The following is a 17,285-nucleotide window of genomic DNA, read 5'->3' on the forward strand; positions in this document are numbered from 1 at the left end:
AATCTATTTAAAAGAAAGACCAAGTCTTACTGTAAACGTTATTAATAAGAAGCCATTCTTGTGGATTTCTCTTTTTCAGGTTTGGGTTTATAATGAAAGAGAACCATATCAAAATCTTTTTTCAAAAAGTGATTTCTCCTTTGATGTTACCAGAACCTTTTATACCCTCTTTTAATAGACCAAAAGTTAATTTTTTATAGGTTTTCATATACATATTGATATTATTTTACTCCATTAAGATTTACGGATTATGAATGAGTAACTTTAGTAAATAAATGAGTAAGGATGCTAATCAGCATCCTTACTCATTTGTTTATCAATCCATGGGATGTCTCTCTTCCCTTTCAGAAAATAATCCCACCAATCCTGCATTCTTAAAGCCAGATCTTTCTCTGCTTTTGAGCCTATGGTAAAAACATGGGCTTCTCCCGGATAAAACAAGGCTACAACATCTTTCTTATTCCTTTTCAGCCCGATATAAAATTCCATGGTCTGGTCCCACACGATCCTTTTATCTTCCATTCCGGTCCATAAAAGCATGGGAGCATTTACTTTATGTACATTTTCAATCGGATTATTATCCACATACAGTTTTTTATTCTCCGTGAAAGAAGCATGCATATTGTACTGCCCTTCTTCAAACTGCCAGTAAAAAGGAGTAGACGAGGTCTCATTATAAGAAAAATACATTCTGGTCAGATCACTGGCTCCAGCTCCTGAAATATAAGTCTTAAAACGATTAGAATGCCCTGCTATAAAATCTGTGCGGAATCCGCCAAAAGAATGGCCTATCAATCCTATATTCGCAAGATCAACGCCTGCATGGGTCTGTAGCGCATCCAGTGAGCTTTCCACACAGTCCAATGCTGACTTTCCTACCCCTGAATGTCCGTTCACAATATCCGGCAGATACACAAAATATCCTTCCTGCAATAGCTTCCTAATCGAAAACCCTACCGGAAAATTATTCAGAGGGGATAGATACTGATTCGGATTCCTGCTCTGCACTTCATAAATATGCACGACCATTGGATATTTTTTCCCCTCAGTGTATCCGATAGGATAATATAAAAGTCCTTTCAGAGCCGTTCCTTCCCTATTGTTAAAACTAATCACATCCCTCCTTATTGATACTGATGTTTTATCGTGTGCATTACTCTGAAATACAATATTCCCTTTTTCCTTTCCTATCTCCTTACTGGCAATTCTCGGAGGGTAATGAAGGCTTTCTTCCACATAAATTGCTTTATTTAAAGATTCATCCATCTTGTACCATGTTATATTCGAAGCTGAAGAAGCCGTGATTGTTTCAAGCCTGCCTTTCTCCCATTTCAAAAAGGTTTTCTCAATCGTTCCTTTCCGGGTAACTGCCAGCAGTACCGGCACATTTATATTCAGTATACTTCTCCTAAAATTATAACCTGACTCAGGATATAAATCGGTTTCCTCCTTCGTCACCACCTTTACTTCATTTTCATGATCGATATTAAGTGCGATAAACTGTCCCTTCTTTATTTCATATTTCCAAAGATCATTGCTGCTTTCAAAATAGATCGTTCTGCCATCCGGACTGAAATATGCTTTTGTCAAATCCTTCTTCTCCAGCACTGTTCTCCTCGAAGTCTCCCTATCTACCAATCCCCATAAGCCCTCCTTATTTTTATATATAAAATAACTACCACCGTCTGACACTGAAACTTCCGCCTGCATAATACCAAAATCCTCATACCTACCCTTTTTACGATCATACAGAAAACCGTGAATCAGAGGAAACAGTGTTGAATAATTCTGCAATTCCTCCCTGTTAAACATCAAAAAATAATCAGGATTATTCAGGCTTATTACTGTTGAAAAACGATCAGAAGGAACTCTCATCAACTCATTCCCATCCTTTTTCCATATCCAGTATCTCTTGACAAAAGAACCTTCCTGCTTAGCTTCCAGATTACCATCATTTCCATACCAGATATCAACCGTTCCCTTTTCTCCCGGAATATGAATCATTCCTGTAATCATGATGGCATTTCCGTTTTGTATTTCAGTAAAACGCAGGTATTCTTCCTTTCTAACTTTACCTATATCAGGAAACACCAGTTCCCCTCTCTTTGTATCCAGCAGCACAACTTTCTGAAATGAACTGTTTGAACCTCCTTCATATGTTGTTTCCTCCTTAAGAATCAGGAAGCTTCCTGAAGGCGTTTCTTCCATACTCCGGATCATGCCAGGCGTAACATACACGCTCTCTACTTTATTACCGGAATATCTTACCAGCTGAGTCTCCCTGCCTGATTTTTTCACGATATATAATACAGATCCTGAACTGCTCACCTTAAAATACTGCACCCGCTCTACTTTCTCCAGCAGAGCAGATTTCGCATCATAGATATGCAAAACACTGTCACTGGTCTGCAAAAAGTACTTATCCCCTTTCTCCATGATCCCGCTCTGTATAATACTTCCTGAATCACTGCCCTCCCGACCTGTTTTCACTTCTTTCTGCATTCCTGTATCAAGATTCCATAACAAGGCTTTCCCCTGGCCCAATGCCAGCAGCTGATTGCCTTTTACAAAAGAGTACTGGTATTTCTTGGTCAGCGTTCCAACCAGTGATTTTACTCCTGATCTTCCTGTAGCAAGTACTACTGCGGTATCATAATTATTCCTGTACACTTTTGTGGTTACTATCCATTTGCTGTCATCCGACACTTTATTAACGGCAATGTTGTAATACTGAGAACTTTCATCTTTCAATGAACCCTTAACGACCTGACCATAACAGACCATCCCCATAAGAATCAATACAAGGATTATCAGTTTATTGATGTTAATAGCCATTATTCTGAGGTTTTAAATTAGGATTAAGCAACAGATCTTTCTGGGGAACCGGCCATAGACTATGAAAGGGTTTCCAGTTTGGTTTTGCCGCCTGCAAATCAACAAGTCTGTTATTTCGTTTTAAATCCAGGAAACGGTGTCCCATTTCGGTAAAGAACTCCCTCCTGTTTTCCAAAAGGATTTCACTCAGCAACACTTCTTTTGAAACCGATGCTAAAGCAGTCAGTCCTGCTCTCTGCCTCACCGGATTGATATACTGCAATGACTCCCCAACTTTATTCTGCTGAGCCAGTGCTTCAGCGAGCAGTAAATACACTTCTTCGAGACGGAACACTATGGAATCCTCCGTATCATTACTAGTTATATTTTTATACTTATTCACTCGGTACCAGGTATTTCCTCCTACGGTCACAGGAACCGTCCACTGCTGTTTTCTCAGGTCTCCCGCTTCAAAAGAACTGATCAGACTTTCAGATAGTGCATATCCCGTAGGCGCTGCCCCTGAAAAATAATACAGCATGGCTTCTTTCACAGGATCACCTGGGTTTGCAGGTTTTAACTGCCATATTATATGTTTTGAATCCTTCTGAAACACTTTTGACAGGTCATCCTGAAAACTATACAGCGGGCTTCCCAGAATCGTTTTCAGGACAGTTTCTGCCTGAGCCCACTTCTGCTCCAGCATATACACTCTGGCCAGCATCAGCTCAGCTCCTTTACGGTTAGGATATACCCTTTCGGCATCCCTGTACTGATCCGGCAGCAACTCTCCACAACGTACAAGATCCGCTTCCAGTCTTGACAGCACTTCTATAGATTCTACCCTTGGTAGAGACTGATTTACTGTATAATCCGTACTTACCGGATAAGGAACCGCTCCAAAAACCTGCTGAAGATAAAACAGCAGGATACTTCTCACCAGAAGGGCTTCCCCTTCTATCCTGTTTTTTTCATTACCCGGCAACGCCGATGCTCTGACGCCTTCAATAATAGCATTGGCAGCATAGATATGCTGATAGGCTGTAGACCATACCGAATACACCGTAGAATTGGTATCGGTCTGCTGGTTATGATACAGCGCCAGTACCCCATTGGTATCCGTTAAGGCATAAGAGTCCAGATCATCTGTATAGACTCCAAGGAAAGCTCCCAATGACTCCCCTGAGAGGGGTGAGTTATCTCTCAAACCTGCATACAACCCAGCCAGCGCTGCATTAGCGGTCTGAACATCTGCAAAGACCTTATCCTTTCCGATCTGATTGGAAGGCGTTTCCACTTCGAGCATCTTCTCACAGGAGAAAAGAAGCACACAAAACAGCAGGACCAATCCCCTGCTTCTACAGAACCTCATCAATTGACAACATTGATTTATATTGATTTTAGAATTTTTCATTATTAATTTTTTAGCATTTATTTTATAGTGTAATCAAAACCCCCATTGAATAGGTTTTTAAAGGCGGCAGATAGCCAATATTCCTGAACTCAGGATCAGGCCCGAAATACTTCGTAAAAGTCAGCAGGTTCTGCCCTTGAAAATAGACCTTCACACTTTTAAAAGTTCCTTTTACCGGAACCTGATATCCCAGCTCCAGATTCTTAAGACGGATGAATGATGCATCAGACACCGCTGCTGTACTGTTCATAAAAAACACATGAAGCTGATTCTTGATTCCGTTACTCCCCGAGGAATACGGCATATAGGTTCCACCAGGATTATCTTGGGACCATACATCCATTACTTCCTGAGGCTGGTTATTCATCGTTCCCGGTATAGGCATAATGTTGTTATAATTCCAGTTTCTCTGTTTCACAAACTGAAAAAGAAATGACAGGTTCCAATTCTTAAAGCGAAGGGTATTGTTCCATCCCCCAAAATACCGAACTCCGATATTCTCCACGGCCTGCCGGTCATCCGGAGCTGAGATCTTCCCATCTCCGTTAAAATCTTTGAACCGATACAGTCCTGTTGCAGGATCAATCCCTTCATACTGGTATACCTTCACCGATGTAATGGGCTGTCCTATAACATAGGTATTGGCATAAGTAGAACCTGCCAGCCCCGGAAAAGAAACCAGCTTGTTTTTAGGAAAACTGATATTGATCCCGGATTCCCACTGAAAATCTCCTCCTGAAAAAGGTTTAGCGGAAAGTTCCAGCTCCCAGCCTGAATTCTCCACTACGGCATCCAGATTGGCCAGTACACTTGGAAACCCTGTTATGGACGGAAGCTGATATCCCACCAGCTGGCTTGACGAACGGTTCCTATACCACGCCGCAGTCAGGTTAATTCTGTTCTTTAAAAACCCCAGCTCCAAAGCCGCTTCCAGCTTGGTGGTCTTCTCCCAGCTGTAATTAGGATTATACAGCCTTGAAGGATTCAGCCCTGCGGTATTGTTATACAGGTATTCTGAGAGATCATAGGTATCCAGATACCCATAGTCTCCTATATTATCACTTCCGGTAGTTCCGTAGCTGCTACGAAGTTTCCCAAAGCTCAGCCATTTCTTATTTTTCAGGAAAGATTCCTGAGAGAATATCCATGTCGCTCCCACAGCCCCGAAATTCACAAACTTATTACTGGGACCAAAGCGGCTGCTTCCATCCCGTCTTCCGGTCACATTCAAGATATACCTTCCGGCATACTGGTAATTCACCCTTCCAAAGAAAGCGGCATACCGGTACTCCATTCTGATCTGATCGGTAATGATCTTGGTCCTCGCTGCTCCTACATTCTCTATAAAAGCATTGCTCTCAAATCCAATTCCGATCATAGAGCCCTGCGTGCCTATTTCCCGCTGAAAGGTAGTCCCTGCCAGTACATCCAAGGCATGTTTACCTTTCTTCATCTGCCAGTTGAGCTGAGGTTCCAGAATAAACGAAAACCGGTCCTGATTACTCTTATACGACTGTGAACTCGCACTGGACTGCCCCTGATAGGAAGCAGGATTATACATGGTATTGGGCTTTAAGGATCTTTCATCAAAAGACTGATAGTTAAGTCCCCCATTGAGCTTCAAAAACCAATGTTTCAGCAGTTCATACTGCACATTCATATTGGTTAAAAACTGCTTGTTCTCATAGGAATAAGAACTGTTATAGAGTCCTGCAGGATTGTTAAAAGTATTGTTCTCCCAATTGAGATTCCCATCCGGCAGATACAAAGCCGGAGCATTGGGCACCATCAGATAAGCCTGTCTGGTGATATCCTCACTCAAGACATTATTCTTTTGAAGCGAGAACCTGCTGGAAACACTCAGCTGAAAACGTTTATCTTCAGAACTATGGCTGATATTGGCAGAAAGATTATCCGCCTTATATTTAAAGTCTTTTGAAAACACAGTAGACTGCTCATTGTGCCCATAGCCCACCAAAAAACTTGTTCTCTCATTCCCTCCGTTTAATGAAACATTCGCGGTAAAAGCATCTGCGATATTTCCGATCAGTGATTTCCTCCAATCCGTATACCTACCCTGATCCCACACTCCATTGATATCATATGCATTAGCCGGATAGGCAGTAATCCCGTCATTCTGATAAGCCTGCCTTCGCATCCTTAGATAATCCCCGGTCTTCATCATGGTAAGGTTATTAATCACAGAACTTACCGCATAGGAAGTCCCCACATTTAACCCTAAGTTCTCCATTCCCGCTCCTGATCCTCCTGATTTCCCATTCTTCCCTTTCTTCGTGGTCACCAGCACTACTCCATTCGCTCCCCTTGATCCATAGATCGAGGTAGCATCTGCATCTTTCAGAATCTCAATACTCTCAATATCCGCAGGATTAATACTATTAAGCGGGTTGATACTGCTGGCTGGCAGTACCGCTCCTGAAAACTGGGAAGCCATTTCTCCTCCTACCGGAACCCCGTCCACTACATACAACGGATTATTCCCCAACGCCCTCAGACTGTTCTTTCCTCTTATCTGTATATCATAGCCTCCTCCCGGCATTCCAGAGTTCTGTACAATATTCACTCCCGCTACTCTTCCCTGAGCCGCAGAGAGCACATTCAAAACGGGCTGATTTCCGATATCTTTTGCTGAAACTTTGGCAATACTACCGGTTCTTTCTTTGTCCTTAACCTTGTAGTAGCCAGCGTTGAGAATAACTTCTGCGATTCCCTTTACTTTTTGTTCTAAGCTGATATTAACGATGGTCTGATTAGTGACTGTAAACTTTTCTTCTGCATAATCAGGGTGTCTGAACAATAGGACGGTATTTTCTGCTGAAACCTGTATTGTGTAGGTTCCGTTGTTGCCGGTCATGGTTATCTGATCCCTACCCTCTTGGGAGATTATAACTCCCTGTAAAGGTTTGCCGGATGAGGTTACAGTACCGGAAATGGTGCGTGTTTGGGCTTTTGTATCGATGCTTACAGCGGTAAACATGAGCCCAAAGAAAATGCCTCCTATATTGTAATAGGAATTTTTCATAGATTTGTAAAGGTTTTTAATTTTTAAAGATTAATTACTGAACTACGCTCTTTCCCGTAAGTGTCCAAACTGCATGGGAAGGGGCTTTTTCTTTCTTCTGATTTTAAGTTGAGTAGTTTTTTGATTCATTTTTTAGATAAAGACTTTCCTGATGCCCTTTGGTATGAAAAAGGACTGGTGAGGTTCTGTAAGCAGTGACCTTTAGGGCACCGGAAAGAATTTTATGAATGAAATCTGTTTTCCCGTGTAAGCTTTTTAAAGCCGCAATAGGTTGTACATTCCTATTGTATCGTGTAGTCTGATACTATGTTTTAGGAAGCGGCTTAGATTTATTATGTAGAGATAAAGCGAAAGCATAAATAAAAAACGGCATGGGACTCTACAATATCCATTCTGAGGTACTGGTATACCCTACACACAGATAAGAGAGCCCACGCCTAGGTCGTGAGCCGCTTACTTATTATCTCGTGTGTTAAAAAGTACCAGTTTTCAGAATGAGATTCTAAGCAATAGCTTCTATAATTCTTTGAAGTATCGCAAAGTTACATTTATTGTAACTTATCTTACAAATATAGTAAAAATTTTAATGGTACGCATAAGCGTACCGAATAAATTATTGAATATCTCGTAATTGCGTCTATGAATAATGACGTTGAAAGAATTATAATGATAAAAGTAGCTATAGCACTACGGCTTTTATTAGGTCGTAATAAAAATTATATAGCAACTACTGATAATAATACTGCTGATATAATTAACAGTTATGAGAAAATTGCTACAAATTCTTACGCAGACATTCGTAAAGCTACTGTGAGCAATGCCTTTAGTGGAAAGAAAAGGTCAACGATGATAACTATAATACTTATTGTAGAATCTATGGGATATACAATGATAGATTTTGGAAAGCAGTACTCTAAAATTACAGATAATGATATTTCAGAATTTGAAAAAAATATAAAAAAAAAGAGTTCTAAGTAATAATTAGGACTCTTTTTTTATTTACCAATTGCTTTGTAATAGCCCTCGTAACATTGTTAAAGAACTTGTTCTGTAATATTAGAGATTATTGGATTGAACAGTATAGAAATAGAGAAGTTAAAGCGGGTGAATCCGTTATGGAATATGTTACACCGAATGATGAGTGGGTTAATAAAATACTTTTTGTAGCAATCTTCTCTTTGATCATTGTCCATAAAATATCATCTTCTTTTTTACTTCTAAAAAAGTTATCATAGTCCGACTTTGTAATTATTACGGAAGATCACCATGAATTTTATATAAGTTTACTTTCTTACTATCTGATTATGGTCAGTTCAAATAATATGCTGCATCATTAACCATACCGATTTACTCCCTTATTATTGAATTTATTTAACTATTTTTGATTATAATAAACGAAGGTTTTTTCACAGACTGACGTTACCTGCTATTTTAATTAAAAATTTCATGAAATCAAATCTTATTCTATTGTTGATCTTTTTTTTAAGTTCTTGTCAAGAGCCGAAAAATAATAATAATAATAATAATAATAATAATAATAATAATAATAATAATAATCACGTTTTAACAGATTCAAGATCGACTATTGTGTATGAAAATATAGTAATTAATAATTCGGAAGCTAAATCTTTGTTTGAAAATGGATTGAAGTCAATAGAAAGTAATAACTATGATGAAGCTTATACATATTTTACCGATGCAAATTTTTTAGAGCCAAATAATGTAATAGTATTAAATGGAATTGCGAACATTGAAAGTATGCAAGGCAAAATTAATGATGCCGAGAAAAACTATGAGAAATCACTTTCCATTGATAGTTCATATGTTATTAGTTACATCAATTATGGAAAACTATTAAATAAGAAAAAACTTTACGAGAAAGCAGAAAAGATATTGAGAATTGGTTTAAGTAAAAACCCTTCAAAGGCCGAAAAAACGAACTTATACTATAATCTAGTATATACATTGGTCGAAGTTGGTGAATGTGAAAAAGCTAAGGAGTTCGCTATTTTGGCAGAAGCAAATTCTGAATTTGAGGATCAGAAAAATGAAATTTCAAAAATGATAAAGGGAATTGAAATTTACTGCGATAAATTATAGAAAAATTACATCAAATAACAGCTTATTAGCAACGGTACGGAGAAGTCGAAAGTTTCGCCATTTTAAATTTCCCAATGACTAATTTATAATAATAAAGTTCCCGCGGTAGAGCCACACCATTGACAATACGAGATACATTTAAATTGCTACTAAAGTTTCCGAGTAAAAGTAATCAGGAAAATTTCATGAATAATGAACTACCTCAATTAAAAATGAAAAATCCAGACTATTGGTTTAACGATATGAAACCTATGGAAATTAATGATTTATAGATTAATTTAACTGGCTAAAATTTATTTTGTCAATGCAATAAAGTTTTTATTGTACATATATGAAATAAAGAAAATTTCCTTCGTATAATAAATACCGCTCTGGTACAATTTCTAAAAAACTTAGAAAGAATATTAGCATCAAAAGAATGAACTTAGAGCAAAAAATGCTCTTTATAATACGAACCAAAAAGAAGCAATTGTATTCTTTTCGATAGTTTAGGAGAAGCTTATTTTACAGATAAGCAATATGATTTAGCATTAGAGAGTTATAAAAAAGCAATCAGTCTTGGCGGAACCAACGGTAATGCTGAAAAAATGATAGAGAAAATAGAGAAAGAAATAGAGAAGTAAAACTTTCAAATCAAATTTTAAACAAAAAATCCCGGATTAACGGGATTTTCATTTCTGATATTTACATTTATTTGATCTCTACAGGAACTGAGATTTTATCCCAATCCATTGTGAATCCATTATTGTTTATTTTATAAACTAAAGTTTCCTGTGTTGCTTGTAAAGCTTTTGTTTTTACATCAACACGTAAAGCATCTTTAGCTTGTTCGTATTTATAAGCACCCCATTGTTTTGGCTCTTTATTAAAAATTGCAGTCCAGGTTCCGCTTTGTTTAGGGATTAAGAAAAAGCTGTATTTACCTGCAGGAAGTTTTTTACCCTGAACGGTAATGTCTTTATCCGTTTCGAAAGTAGTGGCTTCATTGGCACCCGCACGCCAAACTTTATCATAAGCTTCCAGACCACCCCAGATTGTACGTCCTTTAACAGAAGGACTGCTGTAAGCAATTGTAATGGTTGCATCTTTAATTTTTCCCGTAGCAGTAGCTGGAGGGCTGGCAGGTTTTTTAGTGTCCTGTGCAAAGGCATTCAAGGAGATTGTCATTGTTGCAACAAGTACGGTTGCAGATTTAATGATAGTTTTCATACTATTTTTATTTGTTTGTTTTTGTTATTATTTGTTACGAATTTACTGCTTTCTGCTTATAAAACAGCAATATGATTGTCGAAAATATAATAACTGCCGCTGCGCCGATTACATTAAGCCAAAGGAAAGAAACAATATCGAACTGATAAACGGCAATAACCGCAATTTCTGATAAAATTGCAGAAATAAATACATTCGCACCATCGATTTTTTTATAGTAAAATGCGACCAGAAAAATCCCCAATATCGGACCGTAGAAAAGAGAACCTAATACATTAACCGCTTCAATAAGGGAACCCATTTGAGTGGCAAACATGGCTACACCGATTGAGAAGATCCCCCAGGCTAAAGTGTGCAGGCGACTGTATTTCAATTCAGTTTTATCATCAGGAATTTCTTGTTTAAATATCAAATGAACATCTTTTAATGAGCAGGCGGCAAGAGAATTCAGCGCTGCGGAAATTGAACCCCAGCTGGCCAGGAAAATTACGGCAAATAATAAACCTATCATCCCTACAGGCAAGGTGTTTTTTACGAAATACAGGAAAATATAATTGGTATCCGTTTTCTCGGCATTATAGTTTGAATTATTGATAGCTTCCTCTACCCTGCCGTGAAGTGCTTTTACTTGTGCTTGTGTGTTTTTAAAATCCTGAATTGTTTTTTTGAGTTGGGGAGAATTATTTTCTTTCAACTGTAGAATTTCTTTCGATTCTGCATTAAATTTTATTTGTAAATCCTGATGCTCTTTTTCAAAAACCGCAGCCTGTTCCGGCTGTACTTTCTTTAAATATTGATAAGACCGTTCGTTAAAATAGATCGGAGCCGGTTTTAGAGAAAAGAATGCGAAAAGTAAGGCACCAATCAGGAGAATAGCAAATTGCATCGGAATTTTCACCAATCCGTTCAACAGTAAACCCATTTTTGCATTGGTATTGTCTTTCGCAGTAATGTACCTCCCAACCTGGCTCTGGTCCGTCCCGAAGTAAGAAAGTGCCAGAAAAAAACCACCAATCAGCCCGCTCCAAATATTGTATTTATCTTTCCAATCGAATTCTGTGGTGATTACATTGAGCTTTCCTGATTTCCCTGCCAGATACAGTGCGTCATTAAAACCAATTCCATTCGGCATATTTTGAATAAGCAAATACCCCGCAAAAGCCATTGTTCCCAGAATAATGAGAAACTGTAGTTTTTGGGTGTGAGCGATCGCTTTTGCTCCGCCAATATAGGTGTAAATCAACAAAATACCACCTGTTAAAACATTGGTTAAATAGATATTCCAGTTTAAAACGCTTGATAAGATGATACTGGGAGCATAAATGCTGATTCCTGTTGATAAACCTCTGGAAAAAAGAAAAAGCAGTGAAGTGAGCACCCTTGTTTTTTTATCAAAACGGTTTTCTAAATATTCATAAGCAGTATAAACATTTAAGCGCTGAAAAATCGGGATAAAAGTGATACAGATAACAATCATTGCCAAAGGCAAACCAAAGTAATACTGAACGAAACGCATACCGTCTGTATAAGCCTGACCCGGTGCTGACAAAAATGTAATGGCACTTGCCTGTGTAGCCATTATACCTATAAGCACAATGTACCAAGGCATTTTATTATCTGCTTTCAGATATGATTCGTTGCTTTTTTGGCCACGGCCGATAAATACACCGTAAACAACCACCGCAAAAAGGGTCAAAATGAGAACTGTCCAATCTATATTACTCATGCCCAGAATTTAGTAAACAAATAATAAAATACGATCTGCAATACTAATGCAGCTACTAATAATATATACAAGGTATTCCAATTTTTAAATTGCTTGTTCATCAGTTTTTCTGTGCAGATAAAAAGTTAAAAAATAAACGTGCCGCACCAACATTTCCCGCAGGCAGCTGTCTGAAAAATGCCAACGGTGTATAAATAAAATTCCCCTTTCCGTATTTGGCGTATAAAGTTGATCCCTGTAGCGGCTCTTCATCTGTGTCGTGCATTTCAAATAGCGGTTCATACGCTGCATCCCATTGAGCAGGGAAATAGGCGCCACGCTCCTGTACCCAGCCTTTAAAATCATCAGCAGTAATTTTATTCGGGAAGTTCAGTAATTTATGATTTGGATTTAAAAACGTAACCGCTGCATTTTCTTCGGTAACACGCTTATTGGCAATACTGAAATTGTACATTCCCAATTTGTCAACGGTTGTATCCTGATTGGTGTTATACTGCATCACCAAATTACCTCCGGCTTTTGCATAAGACCATAAAAAAGGCATCCAGCGACCCAGTTTTTTCTCTGTGTTATTGGCACGAACACCAAGTACGATGGCATCATATTGCGATAACTTGTTTTGACTACCGTTTCCAGCAGATTCATTTATGTTGCCATAAAAATCTTCGTCTTTCAAAACATCTACCTGAATACCTGCAATGCGTAGGAACTCAGGAATGAAATCGCCCGCTCCTTCTATATAGCCCACTTTTTTAACCTTCGCCTGAATATCGCCTTTCATTACGGTTGCAGTTGCAGGCGAAAAATATTGTAAGGAGGGTAAATGCGGGTACTGAATTAATACTTGTTTTTTATTATAAGTGACTCCATCTGCCACAAAATTGGCATCCAATTGCAAACGAGCCGAATGTATTGAGGCAAACTTAGTTTTTGGAATAACGTAATCGATGGTAGTATCTTTTCCATTGAGTGAACTTAAATCAGCGCCGCCTAATCGTTCTCCGTTATACATCAGGTTGAGAATACCTTTATTATACTGTCTGTTAGAATTAACTTTAAAATTTAAACTCAAATGTAAATCTTCATTTTCTTTGACCCAATAAAGGGGTTGCGTAAATTTAAGTTCCAATGCGGGAACAATGCGCAAGGCTTCCACCACATCACCGCGCACCGGGTCTAATTTTTTGAAGGATAAAGGAAGTTTAACCTGAAAATTTTCAGAACCGATTTTTAAACTAAGCAAAACATTCAGTGGTGATTCTGTCTCAGGCAAACCGATTAAAGTATCATTCGGAACAGAGAAAGTTGCTGCGTTCGTGGGAGATTTTGCCAACCAGTAAGGTTCTGTGAGTGCTGCATCTGCAGGAATCTGAATATCATGCTGAATGGTAATTAAAGAATCTTTTGATAGTTTTCTGTTGAAGCTTTCTGATTGAGTTAACCATTTTACATTTTCTAAAACGACAGGATTTTCAGCTCTTGAAATCAGATTTAACCTGAAATTGTAATGATCTCCAGCAACAGCTTCAGCTTGATTGGTAACGACCTCGCCCATAAACCCCGCACAGCTTAAAATGATATTGTCAAGAGATTTAATTTTATCCCTTTTTAGGTCTGCATCCTGAAGAGCTACAACCTTTTTTCGCAAAGCAAGCAAAGCAGGTAAACTACGGTCTGGATTATTGAAATTGAAAGCGGAAATAATTTCATCTAACGAATGGTCAATATCAGCGTTTCCTTTTGAAGTCCAGGTTTTACCTACTCCGTCAAAAAGTGTTGTTTTTGCAGGTTCGCCAATAACATGGGCAAAATATTCAGTTCTGATGCCGGCTACAGACTGTGTTCCCGCACCCTGGCTTTTATGTAAACTTCTGCTTAATCCTGCCAATTCACCGTAGCCCATTCCCAATTGTGCATCATATTGCCCAACGGTAACTTTCAGTTGATTTTCAGCTGTCGTATTGACCCCACCAAAGCGGAAGGTATTCCACAATACGCGTTTTGGCTGCCATGCATTAACATGTTTTAGTTGATCTGGGAAAGCAGTTTTATCGCCTGCCAGCTTAAAAGCTTTTTCCGCAACCACAGCCGAAGCCGCATGTTGTCCGTGGCCTGCAGCAGCAGTAGGAGGAAAACGGCAAATGATAACATCCGGACGGAATTTACGGATTACCCAAACTACATCTGCTATAATACTATTTTCATCCCATTGTTTAAAGGTGTCAGTAGTATTTTTAGAGAATCCGAAATCAATCGCACGGGTAAAAAACTGTTGGGCGCCGTCTAACTTTCGTGCCTCTAAAAGTTCATGTGTTCTGATTAACCCCAATGCAGCACCTTGCTCTGTACCTAATAAATTCTGACCACCATCACCTCTGGTTAAAGACAAATAGCCTGTTTCTACATTTTGGTCGTTGATTAACCAGGAGAGTAATCCTGTATTTTCATCATCGGGATGAGCTGCAAGGTATAAAACTTTAGGCAGCTGTTTAAGTGTTTTGAGTTCACGGTAAATTTCAGATGATTTGGAGGGCCGAACCTGCTGGGCCGAACAAAAAACCGTATAAAATCCAAGGATAAATACAGTGCTTACTTTTTTAAACATTTAATTTTACTTTGCAGGGCAAATATAAGTAAATCATCTTTCTTTCAATCTTAAAAGAATTAGACTGTGAATTTCACAAAATTAAATAAACATTGCTACTCATTACCTATGCATAAATCAGAGTTTCAAGGAAAATAAAAATCATTTATGTTTTTCTAATTGTATTCCGCGTAAGGTAGATATAATTAAACATGCAAAATGTTGCTGCCGCCCCAAAAGTATGCCATAAAAAGTGTGTTCCGAAACTAAACCATTCCCATTTATCAACAATGCGGAAAGTGAGCGCGAGAGCAAACGATAATAAAGCAAAGCCTACCCATTTGCCTGCTTTCCATTGGGTATAGATTAAATAACTTAATACCGAAAAAAGTACAAATGAGGCCATGATTGCATAATTTACGTTGATAAAGAGAGAAGTGTTATCTACCAAAATCCAATTTCTCAAAGCAAACATAAATATCAGATATACAAGAACCATTAAAGCAGCATAGTACCACCTGATGCTCTGAGCTACAAAATAAAATCCGGCAGACAAACAGAGCAACATAATGGGCATCCAATCCATCATGATAAATACCGGCCATTGTCTGAATGAATGGTAAACAGTTCCCCCTATGGCACCAATATATAATAACACCAAGCAGTATGTTAAAAAAGGATATTTTTTGAAATTACCCTTCAGTTTAAGGGTCCAGAAAATGGCTATGGCTAAAAATAATATAGCAGTTACTGCATTTAATGGCTCGGGGAAAAACTGAGCCATATCTGTTTCTTTATATAACATGCCTCCATCCGGAGGTAGTGGGTTTATTGGCATTGTCTTTTTTTATATTATATTTATATACTTGTTCTAAATATAGAAAAATTATGTGTTAAATAGATTGACAAAACGTTATATAATGGACGCTCAAAAAACAGGCACGAAAATTTCGTATTAGACTTTTGGATTACAATATAAACTGAAATATGAGAATTGCAATAATCGGTGCTCACAAAGTCGGTAAAACCACATTGGCAGAAGAACTTCAGGAGAACCTTCCCGGATACACACTTGAAATAGAACCCTATTACCAGATGGAGTCTTCAGGGTATGAATTTTCAGAAGAACCTCATCCTGACGATTTTCTTGAACAATTTAATTATGCAGCCAAACTGGTCTTCAAAAGCGGAGATGATGTCATATTTGATAGATGTGTCATTGATATCTTAGCTTATCTTCATGTTCTTGATTCAGGTCGAAATATCCAGTTTCTCTTTGAAAAAATTCAAACCATCATCGATGAAATTGATGTTTTTGTTTTTGTCCCTATTGAAGAACCCGATCTGATATCCAAACATCAAATAGAGCTGCCAAAACTCAGGCATAAGGTTAATGAGTTACTTTATGACTGGATTGAGGATCTTGGAATAAAGGTCATTAAAGTAAGCGGAACTTCATCGAACCGAAAAGATCAGGTGTTGACCGGAATTTTATCCTAGAATCCGAGGTGGGTAACTTCTGTAAGGCTTTAAAAAGGTTACAGGTTTGAATTCTGGCATTATGCTCAACTTTCTTATCCTGAATGGGTCTCAGCCATCTCCTTTTCTCTCCTTCTTTGAAGAATAAGGTGTGCAGCATCCAGCATTTTAACCGTATAGATGTAGGGCATAACGATATTCCTTTCCGGTAGATTTTCATAGACGCCCATGGAGAAATAGACGATTCCGGACATAAAATAATCATATTCTTTGATGCTGTATTCCCTGAATGCCTTTTTGAAAACCAGCAGAGGATTCCGGTATTCTTTCTCCGAAAGCAGGCCAAGAACCCACGGGGAAATCTTCTCCAGCCGGGTATCGACAGTCCATTTCTTTTCCTTCAGCATGATGAGATACCCTGCCCGGATCAACGACCTCATCGACTGATGAAACTGGAAGATGACCGCCGGATCTTCATTGATCCAACTATTCCTCTTTACCGCATAATTCATAATGTTGCTGAGCCTTTCTTTGGAAACATCCAGCTCATTAAACTGAAAGAAAGTTTCCATAAGCTGCAACCCGGAGTGTTTTTTATCTGCCCGAAACCGGGTATCGAATTTTGTTCTGCTCTTTTTCATTGTTTGTATTTTTTTATAAATGTAATAAAAAATTGCAAACATTCGGATTTGAGTCCGAGGTTTTTATAAGAATATGTAATTTATTTGTTTCTATGACAGAAGCAAATAGAAAAATTGTTGAATTTATAAGGGATGAATGGGTTATTCCTCTGAACAATAATAGCAAATTTGCAGTAGATCATAATATAGATGAAAAGACAGTTCGAAGAATACGAGACGATGAAACCTATCAAATTGCTCTTCTTACAATAATGCGAATTTGCCATGCTAGAAAT

11 protein-coding genes are annotated in these 17,285 nt (G+C 38.2%); 3 read left to right on the top strand and 8 right to left on the bottom strand.

The genetic code is table 11. The features are described 5' to 3' along the window. Positions 1-288: 288 nt before the first annotated feature. From KIK00_RS07365 to KIK00_RS07375, 3 genes are read right to left on the bottom strand one after another with little or no spacing between them, the layout of a single operon-like run. A complete protein-coding gene (locus KIK00_RS07365; protein WP_255815902.1) occupies positions 289-2,835 on the bottom strand; it encodes a S9 family peptidase in 2,547 nt (848 codons plus the stop codon). Continuing rightward, positions 2,825-4,228 (bottom strand): RagB/SusD family nutrient uptake outer membrane protein, encoded by a 1,404-nt coding sequence (locus KIK00_RS07370; protein ID WP_255815903.1) that lies wholly within the window; start codon positions 4,226-4,228, stop codon positions 2,825-2,827. Before KIK00_RS07370 ends, KIK00_RS07365 begins: the two co-directional genes overlap by 11 nt. A gap of 22 nt (positions 4,229-4,250) precedes the next feature. Beyond that, entirely contained in the window at positions 4,251-7,271 is a 3,021-nt protein-coding gene (locus KIK00_RS07375; RefSeq protein ID WP_255815904.1) for a SusC/RagA family TonB-linked outer membrane protein, read from the bottom strand. Between the two features lie 639 nt (positions 7,272-7,910). Here KIK00_RS07375 and KIK00_RS07380 point away from each other — a divergent pair. Further along, on the top strand, positions 7,911-8,249 hold the full coding sequence (locus KIK00_RS07380) for a hypothetical protein (RefSeq protein ID WP_255815905.1): 339 nt from the start codon (positions 7,911-7,913) through the stop codon (positions 8,247-8,249). A 468-nt stretch (positions 8,250-8,717) separates the two neighbouring features. After that, positions 8,718-9,371, top strand: a complete 654-nt coding sequence (locus KIK00_RS07385; protein WP_255815906.1) for a hypothetical protein — start codon at positions 8,718-8,720, stop codon at positions 9,369-9,371. 690 nt (positions 9,372-10,061) lie between these two features. Here the strand turns inward: KIK00_RS07385 and KIK00_RS07390 are convergent. The 4 genes from KIK00_RS07390 to KIK00_RS07405 form a co-directional block, all read right to left on the bottom strand. After that, positions 10,062-10,580: a DUF2911 domain-containing protein gene (locus KIK00_RS07390; RefSeq protein ID WP_255815907.1), complete on the bottom strand. Its 519-nt coding sequence runs from the start codon at positions 10,578-10,580 to the stop codon at positions 10,062-10,064. Between the two features lie 34 nt (positions 10,581-10,614). Continuing rightward, positions 10,615-12,306, bottom strand: a complete 1,692-nt coding sequence (locus KIK00_RS07395) for a sodium:solute symporter (protein WP_255815908.1) — start codon at positions 12,304-12,306, stop codon at positions 10,615-10,617. A gap of 100 nt (positions 12,307-12,406) precedes the next feature. Then, positions 12,407-14,911: a PIG-L family deacetylase gene (locus KIK00_RS07400; RefSeq protein ID WP_255815909.1), complete on the bottom strand. Its 2,505-nt coding sequence runs from the start codon at positions 14,909-14,911 to the stop codon at positions 12,407-12,409. A 145-nt stretch (positions 14,912-15,056) separates the two neighbouring features. Further along, a complete protein-coding gene (locus tag KIK00_RS07405) occupies positions 15,057-15,728 on the bottom strand; it encodes a hypothetical protein (RefSeq protein WP_255815910.1) in 672 nt (223 codons plus the stop codon). 149 nt (positions 15,729-15,877) lie between these two features. On the opposite strand from KIK00_RS07405, the gene KIK00_RS07410 reads away from it, so the two are divergent. Beyond that, complete coding sequence (locus KIK00_RS07410; protein WP_255815911.1) at positions 15,878-16,390, top strand: AAA family ATPase; 513 nt, start codon at positions 15,878-15,880, stop codon at positions 16,388-16,390. 74 nt (positions 16,391-16,464) lie between these two features. On the opposite strand, the gene KIK00_RS07415 is transcribed toward KIK00_RS07410, so the two are convergent. After that, a complete protein-coding gene (locus tag KIK00_RS07415) occupies positions 16,465-17,010 on the bottom strand; it encodes a hypothetical protein (protein WP_255815912.1) in 546 nt (181 codons plus the stop codon). Positions 17,011-17,285: the final 275 nt, after the last annotated feature.

It is taken from the genome of Chryseobacterium sp. MA9 (genome assembly GCF_024399315.1).
Taxonomy (GTDB): Bacteria; Bacteroidota; Bacteroidia; order Flavobacteriales; family Weeksellaceae; genus Chryseobacterium.

Excerpts from the sequence above, each read along its gene's own strand:
- KIK00_RS07415 (WP_255815912.1), bottom strand. The coding sequence starts at position 17,010 with ATGAAAAAGAGCAGAACAAAATTCGATACCCGGTTTCGGGCAGATAAA.
- KIK00_RS07410 (WP_255815911.1), top strand. The coding sequence starts at position 15,878 with ATGAGAATTGCAATAATCGGTGCTCACAAAGTCGGTAAAACCACATTG.
- KIK00_RS07400 (WP_255815909.1), bottom strand. The coding sequence starts at position 14,911 with ATGTTTAAAAAAGTAAGCACTGTATTTATCCTTGGATTTTATACGGTT.
- KIK00_RS07365 (WP_255815902.1), bottom strand. The coding sequence starts at position 2,835 with ATGGCTATTAACATCAATAAACTGATAATCCTTGTATTGATTCTTATG.
- KIK00_RS07375 (WP_255815904.1), bottom strand. The coding sequence starts at position 7,271 with ATGAAAAATTCCTATTACAATATAGGAGGCATTTTCTTTGGGCTCATG.
- KIK00_RS07395 (WP_255815908.1), bottom strand. The coding sequence starts at position 12,306 with ATGAGTAATATAGATTGGACAGTTCTCATTTTGACCCTTTTTGCGGTG.
- KIK00_RS07370 (WP_255815903.1), bottom strand. The coding sequence starts at position 4,228 with ATGAAAAATTCTAAAATCAATATAAATCAATGTTGTCAATTGATGAGG.
- KIK00_RS07405 (WP_255815910.1), bottom strand. The coding sequence starts at position 15,728 with ATGCCAATAAACCCACTACCTCCGGATGGAGGCATGTTATATAAAGAA.
- KIK00_RS07380 (WP_255815905.1), top strand. The coding sequence starts at position 7,911 with ATGAATAATGACGTTGAAAGAATTATAATGATAAAAGTAGCTATAGCA.
- KIK00_RS07390 (WP_255815907.1), bottom strand. The coding sequence starts at position 10,580 with ATGAAAACTATCATTAAATCTGCAACCGTACTTGTTGCAACAATGACA.
- KIK00_RS07385 (WP_255815906.1), top strand. The coding sequence starts at position 8,718 with ATGAAATCAAATCTTATTCTATTGTTGATCTTTTTTTTAAGTTCTTGT.